Here is an 18,038-nt window from a genome sequence, read left to right as displayed (position 1 = left end):
ACGATCGCCAATAGAGCCAGCAGCGACGCGATATGCAACTCCGCGCGCTGCCGTGCATTTCGTTACCGATCCATAATGAAAGCCTGAAGACCATGCGGCTCGACGATTTCGATCCCAATATCAATGTCGAAGACCAGGGCCGCGGCGGTGGCAGCGGTTTTGGCGGCGGCGGTGGCGGCGGGGGTTTGCTGTTCGGGCTCTTGCCGCTGATCGGCAGCCGTTTCGGGTGCGGCGGGATCGTCGTCGTGCTGATTCTGATGGCGGTGTTCGGCGGGCTTGGCAACATCGGCGGGATGCTGGGTGGCGGATCTGCACCATCGGCCCCCTCGGGCCAGATAGCGCAGCGGGCGCCCGGCCAGGCGGACGGCCAGACCGACGCGCAGACGGTCTGCTCGGTAAACGCCGAACGCCGCGCCGCGTGCAACGCGTTCAGTTCGGCGCAGAAGACCTGGGCCGCAATCTTCGCGAAGAACGGCGAGCAGTTCACCGCGCCCAAGCTGAGCTTCTTCGACGGCAGCGGCCGGTCCGGTTGTGGCGCCGCCCAGTCCGCGATGGGGCCGTTCTACTGCCCGACCGACAACGGTATCTTCCTCGACACGAGCTTCTTCGACGAGCTCGCAACGCGCTTCGGTGCGCGCGGCGATTTCGCCCAGGACTATGTCATCGCGCATGAGTTCGGCCATCACATCCAGAACCTCGTCGGCACATCGGGCCAGGTCTCGCGCGCACAGCGGTCCGCCGGCGAGACCGAGGGGAATGCCCTGTCGGTGCGACTCGAGCTTCAGGCCGATTGCTTCGCAGGCGTCTGGGCCGCCGCCAATCGCGATCGCCTCGAACCCGGCGACATCGAGGAAGGTATGACCGCGGCGCAGGCGATCGGCGACGACACGCTGCAGAAGCAGGCGCAGGGCCGCGTCGTCCCCGACAGCTTCACGCACGGATCCTCGGCACAGCGCCAGACCTGGCTGCGCCGTGGTCTCGAGAGCGGCGACCCCGCCGTCTGCGACACCTTCTCCGGGACGATCTGACGCCCCAAACCACGTCCCCTCCTCCCGGTCGCCCGGGAGGAGGGAATTGGCGTCAGACCTTGACGAGCATCTTGCCCGTATTGCCGCCCGAGAACAGGCCGAGGAACGCGTCGGGCATCGCGTCGAGCCCCTCATGGACGGTCTCCTGCCGCTGCAGCGTGCCCTGCGACAGCATCGCCCCCATGTCCTTGTAGAACTCGGGCGCGCGATCCATGAAGTCGCTGACGATGAACCCGCGGATCTGGACGCGATTGCCGATCAGCCGCGCAAGATAGCGAAGCTGCGTCGCCGCCCCGCTGTTATAGACGTCGATCATGCCACAGATCGCGAACCGCGCGTGCAGCCGGGCATGCGCCAGTGCCGCATCGAGGTGATCGCCGCCGACATTGTCGAAATACACGTCGATGCCCTTGGGCGCGGCCTCGCCCAGCGCCTTCACGACAGGCACGTCGCCCTTATAGTCGATCACGGCATCCGCGCCGAGCGACTTGACCCAGGCGCACTTCTCGGCGCCGCCTGCCGACCCGATCACCGTCATGCCCTTGGCCTTCGCAACCTGGACGACGGTAGATCCGACCGCACCCGCAGCCGCCGACACGAACACCGTGTCACCGGGCTTCGCCTCCGCCACCGCGAGCAGCCCGAAATAGCCCGTCATGCCGGGCATGCCGAGCTGTCCAAGAAACGCCTGCGGGGGAACGTCGAGCGCGGGCAGTTTCTGGACCTGCGCTGCGGGCACCACCGCCTCGTCGCGCCAACCGGCCATGTGCAGAACCATGTCGCCCGGTTTGAACGCGTCGTCCGCGCTCTCGATCACCTCGCCCACGGCGCCGCCCTGCATCGCCTTGCCGAGTTCGAACGGCGGGACATAGCTTTTCACGTCGTTCATGCGCCCGCGCATATACGGATCGACCGACAGCCACCGGTTCGCGACCCGCACCTCGCCAGGCGCCAACGCGGCCTGGTCGAGATCGATCATGGCGAAATCGGTATGCTTCGGCATGCCTTGCGGGCGCGCCTTCAAGCTCCATGCACGGGCCATCTTTATGCTCCTGTCATTGTGTTTCGTAATCCGGGTATGGCGAAATGCCCCACCCGCGCAACAGCAAAAAAAGCCCGGGTGTTTCCACCCGGGCCTTTCTGCAGACCGACGTCAGACGTCGTCGGCCTTACTGCGGTGATCGATCAGTAGGTGCCTGAAAAGCTCTTGCCGAGCGTCGTCCCCGAAGTCGTATCAGACGTCACACCAGCGCTGGTATCGGACCCTGTGCCCGGCACCGACCGATTGCGATTGGTCGTGTCGCGATCCGTTGCGTCCGAGCCATAGCGGTTCGTCTGCGAGTCGCGATCGCCACTTGAACGATCGGCGCCTGTCCGATCGCCATAATTGGACGCGGCGGACGTGCGCTCCTCTTCCTTCCACGCGGCCTTTGCCTCATCCGCAGACTTCGACAATGTGACCTTGTCGTCAACGGTATTGATCCAGCGCGACGGGATCGAATGATGCACGCCGCCCGCGTCCTTGTCGGACTTGGTCAGCAGGATCCGGTCGCCCTTCACCTTGTCGACGGTCCCCACATGGCTGCCATCGGACCCGACGACCTCCATATGCTCGGTGACCTGAGACAGCGAGCTGCGCTGCCCCTGACGCTGCGTCCGCCACGAGGAGAACTCGTTGTGGAATTTCGAGCGGTTCTCGTCGCGATATTCGGCGTAGTCGCGGTCGAACTCGGCGACCTGCGAAGAGCGCCAGCTATGATAATGGTCGTCCCGGTCGTTCGAGGACCGACCGAATGCCGTGCCGCCCGTAGAGCCCGGCGAATAGGTGCGTTCGTCGTAGCGCGCATCGGCCTCGCGACGGCGCTCGGCCTCGTCGTCGCCGAACCACGAGCGGACCTCGTCGCCCGCACGCGCGATGAAACCGCGATCGTCATAATCATAGCCCTGGGGTTGCCGGCCATAGCCGCCGGACTGTCCACCGCGACCGTCAGACCCACGTCGCGTGTCGTCATCGGCGTGGCGATTGCGGCCGACATCGTTGAACGGGCGGCCATCCGATGCATAGCTGCCATGATATTCGGTGTCGCGGCCCTCGCTGCGGTAGGAGTCCCCGCGCTGCGACCGGTCGCGATCGAAGCGCGGCTCTTCATAGCGCGACCCATCCCGGTCCGCCCCGGCATATCCCGAACGCCCATAGCTTCCACCCTGCGACGGCGCGCCGCGATCGTTGTGGCCACCATAATAGTCCCGACCGCCTTGGTCCCGATCGGAGCGGGGGCGATCGCCCTGGGATTGCCAGGACTGGTCATTGCGACGCCCGCGGTCGTCATCCCGGTCATACTCGCCGGCCGCCGCATAATCGCGCGCGCTCGACCGCGGATAGTCACCGCCATCCGACCGGAAATCGCGCCCGTAATCCTGCGAGTTGGGCCGCCCATAATAGTCACTCGACTGACGATCTCGGGTATAGCGTTCGTAGACCATAGGAACCTCCTAATTGCTGTCCTGCGGCTGCCGGCATCGTCGTGTGCGACGCCGTGCACTCCGAAATCTACAAAGGCGCAGGAGTCGCTTTGTTCCGACGCGACGCGTGCACCATCGGCGACCCGAAGCCCTGCCGCGACGACGCGCCCATGATCGATGAAATCCGGCATCGGCCGTGTTGCATCGCCCGATCGCAATGGCTATGCGAATAGCATGGCCTATGGCCAACCGCGCGGGGCCGTAGCTCAGATGGGAGAGCGCTGCAATCGCACTGCAGAGGTCAGGGGTTCGATTCCCCTCGGCTCCACCAGCGCGCGTAAGTTGTTGATAAGACAGCAAACCACTGGGAAACATAGACTTTTTACGAGCGTCTAGTACAAACGTGCGAGGACGAAAGCCTATGTGTTCCTACCTGCATCGCGCCCCCAACGGGGTCTATTACTTCCGCATGGGCATCCCTGCTGACTTGCGCCCCTTCATGGCTGGCAAGCGAGAGATAAAGCATTCCCTAGGGCTAAAGGACCGGGAGGCCGCTAAGGCGGTCATACCAGACATGACAAAGGCTGCTCATGCCCTGCTCGACCAAGCCAAGCGGGATAGGGATAGGGCAAAAAAGCGCGCCCCCTCCCCTGCTAAGCCGAGGCCCGCTGCTCAAATAGAGCGGGACCGGCAACGGTGGGAGGCTGAGCAAGAGCAAATCGACTTAGCTTCGGATGCCAGCTTTGCCGCTGATATGGAGATTGAGCGCTTAGAGCCGATCATGGACGCCCTCGCTGTCGGTATCGAGATTGAGGGTTCCCCGGCTGACATAGCTAGGGCCGGTCGGCTCCTTGTGCTCCATGAAAGGGAGAAGGCCGATAGCTTGGTCGCCGCTCTGCATGCTCGCTTCGGACAAAATGCCCGCGCATCGGAAAGCCAAAATCAAGCCGTCGAATGCAAGCCTGCTATCGGGTCTGGTCTGTATCTCGACAAGGACATTCTAGATCGCTGGGCCGCTGAGCGTGGCGTCGTATTGAAAGGCAAGGATACCCATAAGGCCGTCGCCGAATGGTTCTATGCCCGCACTGAGCGCAAGCCGGTTGAGCAAGTGACCCGGCAGGACGTGCTGGCCTTCAAAGACAAGCTGCTTGCAGAGGGGCAATCGGTTTCCAATACGAATACGAAGCTGTCTCGCCTGCGGACCTTGCTAGGCTGGGCCTATCAGAACGATCTAACTGCATCGAACGTAGCCGAACGGATTAGCGTCAAGGTAGCTGACGGTGGCAAGAACAAGCGTCTACCGTTCTCCCTGCCCGAGTTACAGGCCATCTTTACCAGCCCGGTCTATGCGAATGGCGAGCGCCCCACTCAAGGCCGTGCGGAAGCTGCATATTGGCTACCGTTGCTCGGGCTATTCACAGGGGCGCGACTAGAGGAAATAGGCCAGCTTCGCGTGTCGGACGTGCAGCGCCACACCTACCCCGATCAAGATGGCAAGATGCTATCGGGATGGTTCCTGAACATCACTGAGACGATAGACGAGAAGGGCCAAGAGAACCGGCTCAAGAATGCGGCAAGCGAAAGGCTTGTCCCGTTGCATCCTGAGGTAGAACGGCTTGGGTTCATTGCCTACGTCCAAAAGCTAAAGGATCAAACCGGCCGCGTATTCCCTGAGCTAAAGCCTAACGTCTATGGCAGGCTAACCGCGAAGTGGGGCGAATGGTTTGGCCCTTATCTCCGCAAGGTTTGTGGCGTTACCGACAAGCGCAAGGTTTTCCATTCCTTCCGCCATACCTTCAAGGATTATACCCGTAGGGCAAGGATGCCTGAGGGTGTGCAGCGGCAGATCATGGGCCATGCAGGGAAAGACGTAGCGGATGATTACGGTAGCGGATACGATCTACATAGCTTGGTCGAGGCAATGGCAACGTACCGGGTCCCCGGCCTTGTGATAGGCAGCAGGACTACATAGTTAACAGTAGCGTGGTGCCGCCTTGGTGACGAGCCAAAGACACAGATACCCGATCCCTCCCCTGCCAGCCCCGTATGGGGTCGAAAGGATGCGGTCGGGTATCTGTATGGCCGGGTCAGCTATCGCCTCTCAGCGACTCTCCTAGCCGGTCTGTCAGGCTTCATAGCCAAGCGGGACGCCAGCCTCTCGGCGGGCCTGCTCCCCGGTCTGGGCAATGCGGTATCCTGTCTCACTCGCCATATAGGTGGTGTCCCCCACTGGCGTGCCATGCGAACGCCGTGCAGCGTCCCCGGTCTGCGGAACACGATAGCCGGTTTCATTCTGCCCACCCTTGTAGGGATCATAGCCGGTCATGCTCTGCCCCGTCTGTGGGCCGCTGGGAGCCTGCGCTACGAGGATGTAGCCGGTCGGACCCATGATCCACTGCGGACCCGTCGCCGGGGCCTGAGCGGGCTGCTGGGCGGCCTGTGGCGTATTCGGTTTCGGGATATTAAATCCAAATGAGCTTTTGACCACTTCACCGGGCGGGATCGAAGACGCCTCGGGAACATCAGGCGTTTCTGCATAGGCTTCGACAGTGCTACCTAGGGCATCGTCAACGGTCCAACTAGCTGCATCGGCTTCGGTAACTTCGCCCTTGATGATAGCCAATGCCTTTGCATCCTCAAGGATCATAGGGGCTAGGTTATCCAGATGGCTTTCGTCGCCGCTATTGTTGTATGCAGTCAGCGCCTTGTCATACATCGAAACCGTAGCATCGTCGCTGTTGTGGATAAGATCGACAGCAATCTCTAGCGTATTCTTCAATGCAGGAACGCGAGCCGTGAAAGCATCTAGCGCATTCTTGTAGGCGATATTGGCAGGAAGGCCTTTAGCCAATTCATCCTGAGCCTGCTTCTGTACAGCGCGCGGATTGTGCCCATGTACTGCAATCAACGAAAGAGCGGCCTTCACCTTAATGGCTTGGCGGGAAGTTAGTGCGGTCATTGGTTTTACCTTTAGGTATTGCGTGGGGGTACGTCGCCAATCGTGGGGACTGGCGGGATCGAGCCTGAGCGGATGCAGGCGACTAGGAAGCGGAAGGCGTCTTTGCAGCGCGAGCTATCCAGATACGGGCAGCCAGAGGCCTCCCAAAGCGCATGAACCTCAGCGGCCATACGGCGGGCGATTGCTTGGGCATCGTCGGGGAGGTTGTAGAGTGCGGGAGTTACGGCCCGGTCTGATAGCTTGGGCCATCCGGTCTCCCGCTCTACGGCTTGCCGTGTGAGCAGGACGGACAGGCCAGCAGCTTCATCGGGTATCATGGCGGCAGCAAGGGCCGCGTTGGGCCAAACCTTGACTAGCCATAACGATACCGCGCCCCATTCCACAAACGACTTGGTGGCATCGGCGTATGGGCCTGCCCGCTTCATCAGATCGTCTAGGGTTTGTGGCTCGGTGTGCCACTTGGGTTCATAATCAGGGCGGGAGGGCTTGGGTGCCGATCCCGTTCCCCGATCATCAGGGTTAGACATTATACCCGAGGCTTGCCGATGTTGGCAGCGGCAGTAGAGCAAGCAGCAAAGAATGCAGCGAGCTTAGCAGCGCCCGGATGCGAACCGTCTTTGTAAGACATACCGGCAATCTCCAATGCGGAGATATTCCTGGCAGCCATCCGCCGTAGCTCGTTGCCCTTAGAGCCAATGTCAGGGAACGGGAGTTTGCTGTCTAACATTATGCCGCGCTCTTAACGTAGCCGCGCTTCTGGGCCATGAAGTACAGCCCGAATGCATCCTGTGGATTACCCGGCGCCAATTCCATAATAGCGTTAGGAATGGCCTGAGGTTTGACCGTAACAAGATATTCGTAGGCGGCATCATCAAGCTGGGCAAAGCCTGAGCATTCATGCTCCATAGGGACAGACTCATTCAACTTCATATCCCAAGTATTACGGGTATAGTGAATGATGAATGTCGTATCTAACAGGTTGTTGCCCGGCTTGGTCGTCACTCGGATGCCGGAGAAGTCCTTGATCCGTTCAGCCCGCTCTACCGTAGCCTGATTGGCAAGGGCATCAGCGAACCGTTCCTTTGCAACTGCGAGAGACTTAACAACCTCGTCAGCCTTAAGGATGGCAGGTTGGCCGATAAGCTCGACAAGTGCATTGATCTTAGTCAGATTAGCAGTGAGTGTTTCAATCTCATTTGCGATATCTGCAAGCGTGGTATTCTGTGTCATGTGGTTTTCCGTGTCTTATTTGGAGGATTACGAGCGAGGAGCGAATGCGCCGATCTTGAGCTTTTCATGGCGATAGTTGTAGATTGTGCCGCTATCTGCATCGGCCGCGGCCATCAGGGCATTGATCCTATTGCGACGGGGACCGGGACGGCCACGGCGGAGGAAGTCGGGCAATTCAACGCCAAGGGCTTCAAGGGCAAAGCGAACGCCGATAGTCACACGGCGGTCAGTAGAAGCGAGGTAGATGGCAACCCGGTCATTATCGAGGCGGGCCATATCAATAGTCAGCGTGGTCATGGTTGATCCTTTGGTTGGTTAAGTACTGTCCCGGAAAAAGACACAGATACCCCTCTTGCATTTAAGCAAACGGGAGCGGGTATATTAGCGGTATGGAATGGGACGCCTGCTAACTGCCAACAAGGGCAATGCTACAGTTAGCAGGCTAGCAATGCTTAGGCCGATGGGCGGCTATGTTTTAATAAGCATTGCGTAGGGTGAGGAGCGGCTAGCCTATGCGCCGTACATATTGCTTGCCATGAAGCGGACCTGTTAAGGTGCAACGCTTCTACATTCCTCAGATTAGATCAGCAGGTATAATTTCATGAGGTTACTGAGCTAACTTGAAGGATGCTTATGAAGAGCAAGGATTATAACTGTAGAGTACCAATGATACATACAGTGATATACTACTATAGGTATCATCGTAGATTAGGAATATGGAGCTGTATCCGGTCGTCCCCTCGTCCTTCCTTCTACAGATAGATATCCGTATTGAGGCACTTTAGGGGAGCAACTACAGCAGCATCATCGTGAGCTAGATCATACGTCGCTTGTATTGCCGGTGTCCCGATACCCGCGACATTGACCCTAAAGTCGTCACGCTCGTCGCCTTCCGGCTAACCATTGCTGGCTGTGGTATCATACAGCTTGAGGCTGTCATTCTTCCCCGGGCTTCCGGGCTATGGCGGTAAATCATTAGTGTTCTGTCCGCGAGCAATTCGGGGCAGGCTGGTTCATTGCTATACGGTCCCGAAATGCGTCCCGGTACGCTGTCCGCCCTTGGCGATCCCGAATAAGCCCCTCTCAGAGTCATTCCGGCAAACAGGCTGGGCAAGTACCCAGACCCTTCTTAATCAAGCCTGACGGGCTTCTGGCGGCGGCGATGTAGGTATTTGACAACCGTAAGCGACGGGTCAATTCTCCCCCGCAACCGTTGAGGAGTGGTTATGCCGTACTTTAACTCAGATGCAGTAAAGCGAGCCGAGTACGACAGCCAAACCATGAGGCTGAAAATCTGGTTTCCTAATGGGCCTTACGACTTCTGCGGCGTACCGCAATACATATGGGACGGGCTTTTAAGTGCTTCGTCTAAGGGTACGTATTACAATGATCATATCCGTGACCGGTATCATTGTTAGCAAGCTGCAGAGTGGCAGCGCATTACGTCGAGCAGTACCGGGATACCGTCGCCTTCGAGATACCGAAATGCGCCATCGTCTGACTGATCGTGGCCCCGTTCGACTTGCGCCAATCCGCTACTGCCTTGGCATCAGCAGCGAACGGACGGCCCAAGCTAGCCTTGCCCCGATGCGTTAGGCCTGTTGCCTCTATCGAAGCCCTTGCAGCTACCCGGCCACTGTCACACCGTTCCTTGATCCGATGCCGCTCCATGTCTGCCATCTGGGCTAGGACCGCTACGATCAACTCGCCTACGCCACGGCCGATAGGTCCAAGCCCCTTCACGTCCAAGGTAACGCCACGGTCTAGCAGCTTCCGTACCGTAGCCTGTACGTCCAAGGCATCGCGGCCCAGCCGGTCCAAGGCATAGACGTAGAGCGTATCACCCTCCCGTATGTACTCTAGCAGCTTGGCAAAGCCGGGACGGTCAGCAGCAAGGATAGCCCCGCTTACGCCTTCATCGGTAAACTCACGGTCGAAGCCGTCACCTAACGCTTGGCGCTGGGCTTCAATGCTCTGGGCTTCAGTCGATACGCGGAAGTAGGCAACGCGGCTCATGGCTTCATCCTCACAAGGTATGATCGATATGTGAGGCATCCTCTCAACTCTGTCAAGTATGTTGTGAGGCATAGTGAGGATACCACGGAGGCATGACTCACAAGCTACAACATGAGAGGCAGGGCATCGGCACGGCTAGCGATCCGCTGGGCTAGAGCTTGGCAACTGTGACACGTCATGCAGGGATGGAGAACCACGCGCGATAATGCAGGTCGCGCTAGGCGTGTCATAATCGTGTGAGGGGGCTAGCCGGGTATACGGGGTAAAATTCGCTCACTCTTATCAGAATTGCCCTCTCGCATATCTCTATCAATTTTTTGACCTGAGGGCGTTGGATAGTTACCGCAGTGTTAGATCCGACATGGTGACCAATTGTCGCGTCCATCTCATTTTTGAGTTTAAATATAATTCTAACGCCATTTTGGATCGCTCCTGATGCGGAGATGGGCCTATCATTACCTCCTCGATCATTAGCTCAAACGGAACGCTCTTCTCTTCACCTTTCATTTTAATAAATGGCGTAAGTCCAGCTACACCTGACCGAAAGCTAAGGCTTTTCACTGCATCCCACTCCCTTTCAAATGCAACAAGCCTCCATTCCTTCTCGCTATGCCAACGTGGCTGCTTGAATCTGAGAACGGAATAGATTGCCATAAGACGAAATGACTGAAGACATTCTGGTATCAGAAAGTGCGAGGTCGCGGGATTGTCTATAGCAGCATTAGATTTATAAAAGTTATAAACAATGTTCACTAGGTCTTTGGCTATACGCTTCTGTTCATGTTCGTCATATATAACCGAAAGTAATTCGTAACCGCCGAATCTGGCAGATAGTCTATTTGATCTAAAGCCAATACTTACTGCCGAGTTACTTGAGCCATAGCCTCTCCACTGTGGAAGATCATCTTTCTCCTCACTGAAGGAGGCAATATAGACCGCATATCCAGATATTCCATCGACAACCGAACTCTTTAGTCTTGATAGCATCTCGACTTCAGCGGCGTTGCTCGGCTTAATATCATCTATAGCGCTAATAAAGAGACGACTTGCCCACTGCGTCTCGGCGGTGTCATTAAGGAATCTAGAATCAGTAGCCCATAGCTCCTCGTTCTCCACAATGCCCATAAGAGCTTCGGTATTGGTATAGTGGTAAATCTCTCTCGGCATCGGCCTTGAATGACTGGTGATGGCAGTACCTGCTTCCACCATAGCCTTAACACTGGGTTTAATTTGCGCCAGAAACCGTCTTAGGTCTTCCTGCGTATAGCCTTGGTCCATCTCATCCCCGCCGCATCGGTTGTTCGCTGCCTCCTCCTATCACACCTGAGACCCTTGATCCCACTAGTACAAAGGGCTAACACAACGGTCCCGACGCCGAAATAAAAGTCCTTTGTTTATCAGTATTTAGTGGGTTTGCCGGGGCTTCCCCTCGGCTCCACCAGCGTTTCAAAAGCTCAGCTGGTACCGCGCGCATCAATACGAAAACGGTACGGAAGACGTCCCCCGGTCAGCGCATCGCTTTCGCGCCCACCGAACGGTGTGATCAAGCACGTACGTGGCTGAGCCGGACAGATGTTCGACGCGCTAGGACTCCTCGAACTCGGCCAGGATGGGGCAAGGCCCCGCCGAGCCCGATCCGCACTCGTCCGCCAACCGCGCGAGCGCCTGACGCGCTGCGATCAGCTCTGCAATGCTGGCATCCAGCGCCGCGATGCGCGACCGGGCAAGCTCGCGCGCGCGGCTGCGATCCTCCGTCGCGTCCAGCGCCAGCAGCTCGCCGATCTCGTCCAGCGTGAAGCCCGCCGCCTGCGCCTGACGGATGAAGCGGAGGCGGCGCACGTCGCCTTCGCCATAGCTGCGGAAACCGGTCCCGCCGGGTCGCGCTGGTTCGAGGAGCAGACCGCGCCGCTGATAATAGCGGACGGTCTCCACACCCACACCGCCTGCCTCGGCGAGCTTGGCGATCGTCATCGACATCGGGGCTTGACTCCGGACCATGGTACGGACGCTATATGGGGCGGGTGCAGTGATCACCAGTGAGGAACGCACCCGTGTCAGACCGTCCCGAAGCCGTCCTCCACCGCATGGTGATGCCGGCGCACACCTGCCCTTACGGCTTGAAGGCGCTCGACCTTCTCCGGCGCAAGGGCTTCGCGGTGGACGACCGCCACCTCACCACGCGCGAAGAGACGGACGCGTTCAAGGCCGCCCAAGCCGTGCGGACGACGCCCCAGGTGTTCATCGACGGCGTGTGCATCGGCGGCTACGACGACCTGCGCCGCCACTTCGGCATGTCCGTCGCGGAGCCGGGATCGACCAGTTATCGCCCCGTCGCCGCACTGTTTGCGATCGCAGCGCTGCTCGCGATCGCGGCCAGCCATGCGGCCTTCGGTTCGCCCTTCTCCGCGCTCGCGCTCCAATGGTTCGGCGGCTTCAGCATGGCCATCCTCGCGCTGCTCAAGTTGCAGGACATCGGGAAGTTCTCGACCATGTTCCTCAACTACGACCTGCTGGCGAAGCGCTGGGTACCATATGGTGTCCTCTATCCGTTCGCCGAGGGGCTCGCGGGCGTGCTCATGGTCGCGGACGCGCTGGAGTGGCTCTCCATCCCGATAGCGCTGTTCATCGGCACCGTGGGCGCGGTGTCCGTGTTCAAGGCCGTCTATATCGATGGGCGTGAGCTCAAATGCGCCTGCGTAGGCGGCTCGTCCAACGTGCCGCTCGGCTTCGTCTCGCTGACCGAGAATCTGGGCATGATCGCCATGGCGATCTGGATGCTGACCAGGATGTGAGCCGGACGAAATCCCTGCCACCACCCTATAGTCTCGAACGACATCTTCGATACGCGGCGCAGCGGCAGCTTTGGAATGATGCTGAATGTCATAAAAGGTCAGCATAACTGACGCGGTTATGTCGCGCCGGCATCATAGGCGATGCCTTCGAGACCCCGACCGGGGTCGCGCAATAGGCAGGGCCAGCCATCCCGTTCCGGGGAAGCCTCTCTGCTTGTCCCATTCGGAGATGCTGGCCCAATGTTGTGTCTTTCGCCCGCCGGACGCGTCCGGCTGGTCGCGTCCGCGGCCTGTACGCTGCCGCTGTTCTTCATCGCCAGCGCCGCAAATGCCGAAGATCCCGCCGCCGACCCTGATCAGACCAGGTCCGATATCATCGTCATGGGCGATCGCGCGGTCCGCTCGGGCAAGGAGCAGGCGACGTCGGTGCGGGATTCGATCGTGTACGACGATCTCGAGACGCTGTCCGCCGACGGCAGCGTCGCGGGGCAGCTCATCCTGCTGCCCGGGATCAGCGCGATCGAGGACGGCGATGCGCCGCGCTTCGTCAGCATCCGCGGCATTTCGCCCGATCTCAACCAGACCACGATCGACGGGATCACGCTCGCGACGATCGGCAATGACGGCGAGGGTTCGCGCAAGGTCAATCTGCAGCAGATCCCGTCGGAGCTGTCGTTCCACAACGACGTCTACAAGACCTTCACCGCCGAACAGGACGGTGCGGCGATCGGCGGGATCGTCGATATCGTCACGCGCAGCGCCTTCGCGCTCAAGCGCCGCTATGTCATGCTCGACGGCTATGGCATCTATTCGTCGTTCAAGGGCGATGGCGGCAGCAACGCCGGCAATGGCAGCACGCCGCATTTCGGCGGCGGCGGCAAGATGGTGTTCGCGGACAAGTTCGGCGCGGGCGACCAGTTCGGCGTGGTCCTGTCGGCGCGCTACGAGAACCGCATCCGCAATTCGCGCAAATGGTGGCAGGACACCAAATATTACTTCAGCGACGCGGGCAAGAAGCTGGCCGGTCCCGATGATCCCGCGTGGAACGGCATCGCGGTGCCGTACAACCATAGTTACGGCAGCTATACCAACCGCCTCCAGACTGCGGGCAGTTCGGCGAAGTTCGAATGGCGCCCGCTCGGCACTGCCATCTATGCGTCGCTGCTCGGGTTCAATTATCGTCAGTGGGAATCCTCGACGATGAACAAGAATGATTACTACACCAAAAACAGCGTCAGCGACCTGACCGCGGAGGGCGGTGGGTCGGACATCAACAGCCTCTATTCGCGCTATCGCTACGACACCTGGAACAAGGCGACCGTCGGCGCGATCGGCAATGTCGAATGGCACGACGACCAATCGTCGTTACGCGTCCGCGGCGGCTATACCCGCGCCCGGTACGACAATACGCAGCCCTATATCGGCGTCCGCACCTATCCGACCGGGCTGTCTCTCGATTGGGCGGCAGGCAATGACGCCACCGGCGGGCTCCCCTACGTCACCGCGATCAACAAGCCCGGCCTCGTGCTCGGATCGGCGTACAAGCTGAGCACCGCGCAGACGACCTACCGCATGGCCAACGAAGGGCTGGCGGACGCACGTGTCGACTATGGCTGGAACGCCGAGCCCGAGGATCGGGGCTTCGGGTTTGTCACGGGTGTCGAGTTCCGCAACCTCGAACTCGCGCGCGACGTCGACATGACCGAATACAAGCTCGGCCAGGCGATGAACGGCTATCTCTACGATCCCGGCTATATCCCGGTCGGCGCGCCGCAGTCGTTTCCATGGGTCGACTGGGCGCGGGTAAAGACCGAGCTGTGGCCCAAGTTCGTCAAGGACGTGCCCAATTCGACCTATGACAGCATCACGGGTGACTATCGCTATACCGAGCGGCTGGTGACGCCGTATCTGTCGCTGCACTATGCCACCGACGACACCACATTGGTCGCGGGCGTCCGCTACGACCACACGCGCTTTTCAGCGTTCCAGCCGACGATCACCGGCGGCACCGCGTCGGCGGTGATGACGCGGAGTACCGGCGGCTACGAGTATCTGCTGCCGTCGTTCACCGGCATCCAGGACTTTGCGGGCGGCAAGAAGCTCCGCTTTTCGTACAGCCGCACGCTTGGCCGCCCGACGCCCGGCAACATCGCGCAACCGGAATCGCTCAATTGCGGCGACGAGGACTCGGGCGGCGCGGATTGCTCGATCAGTCGCGGCAATCCCGATCTGCGCCCGCGTCGGTCGGACAATCTCGATGTCCAGTTCGAGCAGTATTTCCACAAGGACGGCGTCATCTCGCTCGGCGCGTTCGCCAAGCGGATCAGGGACGACATCTTCACGCTGACCACGACGCAGTTGATCGACGACGTCAACTACCGCGTGCGCCAGCCGCTCAACGCCGACAATTCGCGGCTCTACGGCATCGAGTTCCAGGCCGCCGATCACGACGTCAACCTGTTCGGCCAGCGGATCGATCCGTTCTTCAACGCGACCTGGCTGAAGGGGCGGATGTCGATCACCAGCGACGCAGGCGCGCGCTCGCTCGACCGGCTGATCTACCAGCCGAAATGGATCATCAACGGCGGCGCGACGCTTCGCCTGCCCGCGATCGACGGCGCGTTCCGGACAACTGTTACCCACCGCGGCAGCTATATGGAGGGCATCGGCGAAACCGCGCAGGACGACAATGGCCGCGCCGAGCTGACCACGGTGAACCTCGGGCTGTGGCACCGCGTGACGAAACACGTGACGTTCAAATACGAGATCACCAACCTGCTCAACGACCAGCCGAAATTCCTGGTCGGCAACGGCCTGCGCTACGTCAGCGAAGTCGACGATTACGGCCAGGGCGCCTTTTTCCACATCATGCTGCGCTGATCCGAGGGGAGTACTGACCATGTACGAAGTCGACCGCCGCTATCTCCTGTCCGCGCTGGGAAGCCTGACCGCTTCTGGCATCCTGCCGTGGCGGGCTTACGCGGCCGAGGTGCGCCCCCGCAACCTGATCGACGCCCCGCGCTTTCCCACCCCGCCGTTCACGCTTGGCGTCGCGGCGGGCGATCCGGATGCCTCGGGGTTCGTCATCTGGACGCGGCTCGCGCCGCTACCGCTCCAGCCCGATGGCGGCATGACGATGGCGCCGGTGCTGGTCGGATGGGAGATCGCCGCCGATCCCGACTTCCGCCAGCTGCTCCAGCACGGCGAGGCGATCGCGCATCCCGAACTCGCGCATTCGGTTCATGTCGAGGTCGCCGGGTTGGCGCCCGCACGTCCCTATTGGTACCGCTTCACCTGCGGCGGCGAGCGCAGCGCCGTCGGGCGCGGTGCCACCCTGCCCTTGCCCGGCGCGCCGCTCGACCGCGTGCGCTTCGCCGTCGCCGGCTGCCAGCAGTACGCGGAAGGCTATTACACCGCGTGGCGCCACATCGCCGCCGAGCCGATCGACTTCGTGTTCCATTACGGCGACTATATCTACGAGGGGCCCGATCGCGGCGAGCAGGCGCGCGGCGCGAAGAAGCCGCTGGTCCGCCGCCATCTCGGCCACGAAATCTATTCGATCGGCGATTACCGCCAGCGTTACGCCCAGTACAAAAGCGATCCCGATCTCCAGGCCGCGCACGCCGCCGCGCCGTGGTTCGTCAGCTTCGACGATCACGAGATCGACAATAACTGGGCCGGCGACATCGACCAGGACGGCACCGCGCCCGAGGTGTTCCGGACGCGGCGCGCAATGGCGATGCAGGCCTATTACGAGCATATGCCGCTGCGCCGCTCGTCGATGCCCGAAGGCGCGCACATGCAGATGTATCGCGGCGCGCGCTTCGGCGATCTGATGGATGCGTTCTTCCTCGATACGCGGCAATATCGCTCGGATCAGGTGTACGGCGATCATGACGCGCCGCAAGGGCCGGACGCTTTCGCCGCGGACCGGTCGATCACCGGCGCGCCGCAGGAGGCGTGGCTGTTCAAGGGGCTCGACCGCTCGAAGGCGCGCTGGAACCTGATCGCGCAGCAGGTCTGCCTCATGAACCTCGGCTATCACAAGGCGGGACAGCCCGAGCAACTGGTGTCGATGGATCAATGGTCGGGCTATATGAACAGCCGCCGCCGCCTGCTTGCGCATATCGACACGCACTGCCCGGGTAACGTCATGACCGTCAGCGGCGACGCGCACCGCCATTACGCCGGCGACCTGATCCAGGATCACGGCAACGGCAAGATCATCAGCAGCGAATATCTCGCGACCTCGATCAGTTCGGGCGCGGACGGCGTCGGCGAGGACGATGCCTACACACGCTCGTCGCGCGCCGAGAATGCGCACCTCAAGGCGCTGACGGACCGCCGTGGCTATGTTCTGTGCGACGTCGGGCGCGACCTGTGGCGCGGTGACCTGAAGGTGCTGGACACGATCGCGACGCGGAACGGGACGCTGTCGACCCACGCCAGCTTCGTCACAGAGCGCGGCAAGCCCGGCCTGCAGCGCGCGTGAGGACGTCGCGGCAGCCTCGGGCGTTTACGGTGCCGCGACGACGATCTTCGGAAGCGACGTGATCGGTTCGACCGTGATCGCGCGGAACCACGTCTCTGCGCCTTCGGATTGCAGTTGGATCTGGCCATGCGTCAGCGGCCGCCGGCTGCCGTCGCTCGCGATCGTTGCCAGGTCGTGCACCTCCGCGACGGGTACGCCGTTGACGACATGCACCGCGCGGTCGCCGACGACGTACAGGTCGAGCGTGTTCCACGCGCCGACGGGACGCTCGGCATCGGTCGCGGCCTCGACGTTCCAGGTCGGGGTGCCGTTGACGATGTCGATCTCGCGGCCCCCGGCGCGATAGCGAAGATGCGGTTCGGCCAGCGATGGATCGAACGTCACGCTCGTGCGCCCGCGCACCTTGCCGCCCACCGCGACGATCATGCCGGTCGATCCGGTCATGATTTCGAACTCGACCGACGGACGCCATGTGCCGAAGACGTCGCCGGCGGTGCCGTGGGTATGATAGAGCAGCCCGTTGTTGCGCGGCAGCGTCACGCGCGGCGCCCAGGTCTTCGCCCCCCATTTGAACTGCAGCCGCAGGTGATAATCGCCGAGGTCGGCCGCGTTGACGAGGCTGCCCCAGGTCTCGCCCTTCACCCAGATTGCGGGAGCACCGTCGACGGAGCGCACGGCGAAGTCACCGCTGGTGTCGCGGCTGGTGCCGATCGGCGGCGCACCCGGGTCCGATCTGTACGTGATCGAGGGGTCGGCATAGCCGAGCCAGGGCGTCCAGCCCTTCAGGCTCCGCCCGTCGAACAACGCGGTCGGCTTGCCGGTCGGCACGGGTATGTCCGTCAGCGTCAGCCGCTGCGCCGATTTTGCCGGTTCGCCGGCAATGGCGCGTGCCGCGTCCTTCGACGTCTGCGCGGTCGCGGGGGCTGACAGCACCAGCAGTGCCACCAATGTTCGATCAAACCACATCAACATTCGCCCCCGGCCATCGTTCGATGAGATAGTACTCTATTCGCCCGGCGCTGTATCGACACTCGTGGAATATCGGCCTTTGCACACCG

The 18,038-nt window shown here is 60.8% G+C and carries 15 protein-coding genes and 1 tRNA gene; 7 read left to right on the top strand and 9 right to left on the bottom strand.

Annotated elements, in window-relative coordinates; genetic code table 11:
- The first annotated feature begins 92 nt into the window (after positions 1-92).
- Complete coding sequence (gene ypfJ / locus QP165_RS01905; RefSeq protein ID WP_333993436.1) at positions 93-1,028, top strand: KPN_02809 family neutral zinc metallopeptidase; 936 nt, start codon at positions 93-95, stop codon at positions 1,026-1,028.
- 52 nt (positions 1,029-1,080) lie between these two features.
- On the opposite strand, the gene QP165_RS01900 is transcribed toward ypfJ, so the two are convergent.
- Together QP165_RS01900 and QP165_RS01895 are read right to left on the bottom strand one after the other, a co-directional pair.
- On the bottom strand, positions 1,081-2,070 hold the full coding sequence (locus QP165_RS01900; protein ID WP_333993435.1) for an NADP-dependent oxidoreductase: 990 nt from the start codon (positions 2,068-2,070) through the stop codon (positions 1,081-1,083).
- A gap of 143 nt (positions 2,071-2,213) precedes the next feature.
- On the bottom strand, positions 2,214-3,512 hold the full coding sequence (locus QP165_RS01895) for a DUF2171 domain-containing protein (protein ID WP_333993433.1): 1,299 nt from the start codon (positions 3,510-3,512) through the stop codon (positions 2,214-2,216).
- A 234-nt stretch (positions 3,513-3,746) separates the two neighbouring features.
- On the opposite strand from QP165_RS01895, the gene QP165_RS01890 reads away from it, so the two are divergent.
- Together QP165_RS01890 and QP165_RS01885 are read left to right on the top strand one after the other, a co-directional pair.
- Positions 3,747-3,822, top strand: a tRNA-Ala gene (locus QP165_RS01890).
- A 90-nt stretch (positions 3,823-3,912) separates the two neighbouring features.
- Entirely contained in the window at positions 3,913-5,463 is a 1,551-nt protein-coding gene (locus tag QP165_RS01885) for a site-specific integrase (RefSeq protein ID WP_333993432.1), read from the top strand.
- 153 nt (positions 5,464-5,616) lie between these two features.
- On the opposite strand, the gene QP165_RS01880 is transcribed toward QP165_RS01885, so the two are convergent.
- The 3 genes from QP165_RS01880 to QP165_RS01870 all read right to left on the bottom strand — a co-directional run bounded on the left by QP165_RS01880 (position 5,617) and on the right by QP165_RS01870 (position 7,977).
- Complete coding sequence (locus QP165_RS01880) at positions 5,617-6,450, bottom strand: hypothetical protein (RefSeq protein WP_333993430.1); 834 nt, start codon at positions 6,448-6,450, stop codon at positions 5,617-5,619.
- Between the two features lie 726 nt (positions 6,451-7,176).
- Complete coding sequence (locus tag QP165_RS01875) at positions 7,177-7,680, bottom strand: hypothetical protein (protein ID WP_333993429.1); 504 nt, start codon at positions 7,678-7,680, stop codon at positions 7,177-7,179.
- Between the two features lie 27 nt (positions 7,681-7,707).
- On the bottom strand, positions 7,708-7,977 hold the full coding sequence (locus tag QP165_RS01870) for a hypothetical protein (RefSeq protein ID WP_333993428.1): 270 nt from the start codon (positions 7,975-7,977) through the stop codon (positions 7,708-7,710).
- A gap of 929 nt (positions 7,978-8,906) precedes the next feature.
- Here QP165_RS01870 and QP165_RS19920 point away from each other — a divergent pair.
- On the top strand, positions 8,907-9,098 hold the full coding sequence (locus QP165_RS19920) for a KTSC domain-containing protein (RefSeq protein WP_443019253.1): 192 nt from the start codon (positions 8,907-8,909) through the stop codon (positions 9,096-9,098).
- A gap of 22 nt (positions 9,099-9,120) precedes the next feature.
- On the opposite strand, the gene QP165_RS01865 is transcribed toward QP165_RS19920, so the two are convergent.
- From QP165_RS01865 to QP165_RS01855, 3 genes are all read right to left on the bottom strand, one after another.
- The gene (locus QP165_RS01865; protein WP_333993426.1) at positions 9,121-9,696 is read right to left on the bottom strand and encodes a recombinase family protein; all 576 of its coding nucleotides are present in this window, start codon (positions 9,694-9,696) and stop codon (positions 9,121-9,123) included.
- A 339-nt stretch (positions 9,697-10,035) separates the two neighbouring features.
- A complete protein-coding gene (locus QP165_RS01860; RefSeq protein ID WP_333993424.1) occupies positions 10,036-10,974 on the bottom strand; it encodes a DUF2971 domain-containing protein in 939 nt (312 codons plus the stop codon).
- A gap of 306 nt (positions 10,975-11,280) precedes the next feature.
- Positions 11,281-11,673, bottom strand: a complete 393-nt coding sequence (locus QP165_RS01855) for a MerR family transcriptional regulator (RefSeq protein WP_333993423.1) — start codon at positions 11,671-11,673, stop codon at positions 11,281-11,283.
- Between the two features lie 107 nt (positions 11,674-11,780).
- Here QP165_RS01855 and QP165_RS01850 point away from each other — a divergent pair, with 107 nt between their 5' ends.
- From QP165_RS01850 to QP165_RS01840, 3 genes are all read left to right on the top strand, one after another.
- Positions 11,781-12,488 carry a glutaredoxin gene (locus tag QP165_RS01850; protein ID WP_333996910.1) on the top strand — a complete coding sequence of 236 codons (708 nt, stop codon included), beginning with the start codon at positions 11,781-11,783 and terminating at the stop codon, positions 12,486-12,488.
- A gap of 240 nt (positions 12,489-12,728) precedes the next feature.
- A complete protein-coding gene (locus QP165_RS01845) occupies positions 12,729-15,368 on the top strand; it encodes a TonB-dependent receptor (RefSeq protein WP_333993422.1) in 2,640 nt (879 codons plus the stop codon).
- A 19-nt stretch (positions 15,369-15,387) separates the two neighbouring features.
- A complete protein-coding gene (locus QP165_RS01840; RefSeq protein WP_333993420.1) occupies positions 15,388-16,980 on the top strand; it encodes an alkaline phosphatase D family protein in 1,593 nt (530 codons plus the stop codon).
- Positions 16,981-17,004: 24 nt separating this feature from the next.
- On the opposite strand, the gene QP165_RS01835 is transcribed toward QP165_RS01840, so the two are convergent.
- A complete protein-coding gene (locus tag QP165_RS01835; protein WP_333993419.1) occupies positions 17,005-17,952 on the bottom strand; it encodes a 3-keto-disaccharide hydrolase in 948 nt (315 codons plus the stop codon).
- Positions 17,953-18,038 lie beyond the last annotated feature (86 nt).

Origin of the sequence: Sphingomonas sp. 22R3R2A-7 (assembly GCF_036856055.1) — a bacterium.
Taxonomy (GTDB): Bacteria; Pseudomonadota; Alphaproteobacteria; order Sphingomonadales; family Sphingomonadaceae; genus Sphingomonas.
This window is presented reverse-complemented; position numbering and strand designations above follow the sequence as displayed.

Excerpts from the sequence above, each read along its gene's own strand:
- ypfJ (WP_333993436.1), top strand. The coding sequence starts at position 93 with ATGCGGCTCGACGATTTCGATCCCAATATCAATGTCGAAGACCAGGGC.
- QP165_RS01900 (WP_333993435.1), bottom strand. The coding sequence starts at position 2,070 with ATGGCCCGTGCATGGAGCTTGAAGGCGCGCCCGCAAGGCATGCCGAAG.
- QP165_RS01895 (WP_333993433.1), bottom strand. The coding sequence starts at position 3,512 with ATGGTCTACGAACGCTATACCCGAGATCGTCAGTCGAGTGACTATTAT.
- QP165_RS01885 (WP_333993432.1), top strand. The coding sequence starts at position 3,913 with ATGTGTTCCTACCTGCATCGCGCCCCCAACGGGGTCTATTACTTCCGC.
- QP165_RS01880 (WP_333993430.1), bottom strand. The coding sequence starts at position 6,450 with ATGACCGCACTAACTTCCCGCCAAGCCATTAAGGTGAAGGCCGCTCTT.
- QP165_RS01875 (WP_333993429.1), bottom strand. The coding sequence starts at position 7,680 with ATGACACAGAATACCACGCTTGCAGATATCGCAAATGAGATTGAAACA.
- QP165_RS01870 (WP_333993428.1), bottom strand. The coding sequence starts at position 7,977 with ATGACCACGCTGACTATTGATATGGCCCGCCTCGATAATGACCGGGTT.
- QP165_RS19920 (WP_443019253.1), top strand. The coding sequence starts at position 8,907 with ATGCCGTACTTTAACTCAGATGCAGTAAAGCGAGCCGAGTACGACAGC.
- QP165_RS01865 (WP_333993426.1), bottom strand. The coding sequence starts at position 9,696 with ATGAGCCGCGTTGCCTACTTCCGCGTATCGACTGAAGCCCAGAGCATT.
- QP165_RS01860 (WP_333993424.1), bottom strand. The coding sequence starts at position 10,974 with ATGGACCAAGGCTATACGCAGGAAGACCTAAGACGGTTTCTGGCGCAA.
- QP165_RS01855 (WP_333993423.1), bottom strand. The coding sequence starts at position 11,673 with ATGTCGATGACGATCGCCAAGCTCGCCGAGGCAGGCGGTGTGGGTGTG.
- QP165_RS01850 (WP_333996910.1), top strand. The coding sequence starts at position 11,781 with ATGGTGATGCCGGCGCACACCTGCCCTTACGGCTTGAAGGCGCTCGAC.
- QP165_RS01845 (WP_333993422.1), top strand. The coding sequence starts at position 12,729 with ATGTTGTGTCTTTCGCCCGCCGGACGCGTCCGGCTGGTCGCGTCCGCG.
- QP165_RS01840 (WP_333993420.1), top strand. The coding sequence starts at position 15,388 with ATGTACGAAGTCGACCGCCGCTATCTCCTGTCCGCGCTGGGAAGCCTG.
- QP165_RS01835 (WP_333993419.1), bottom strand. The coding sequence starts at position 17,952 with ATGTTGATGTGGTTTGATCGAACATTGGTGGCACTGCTGGTGCTGTCA.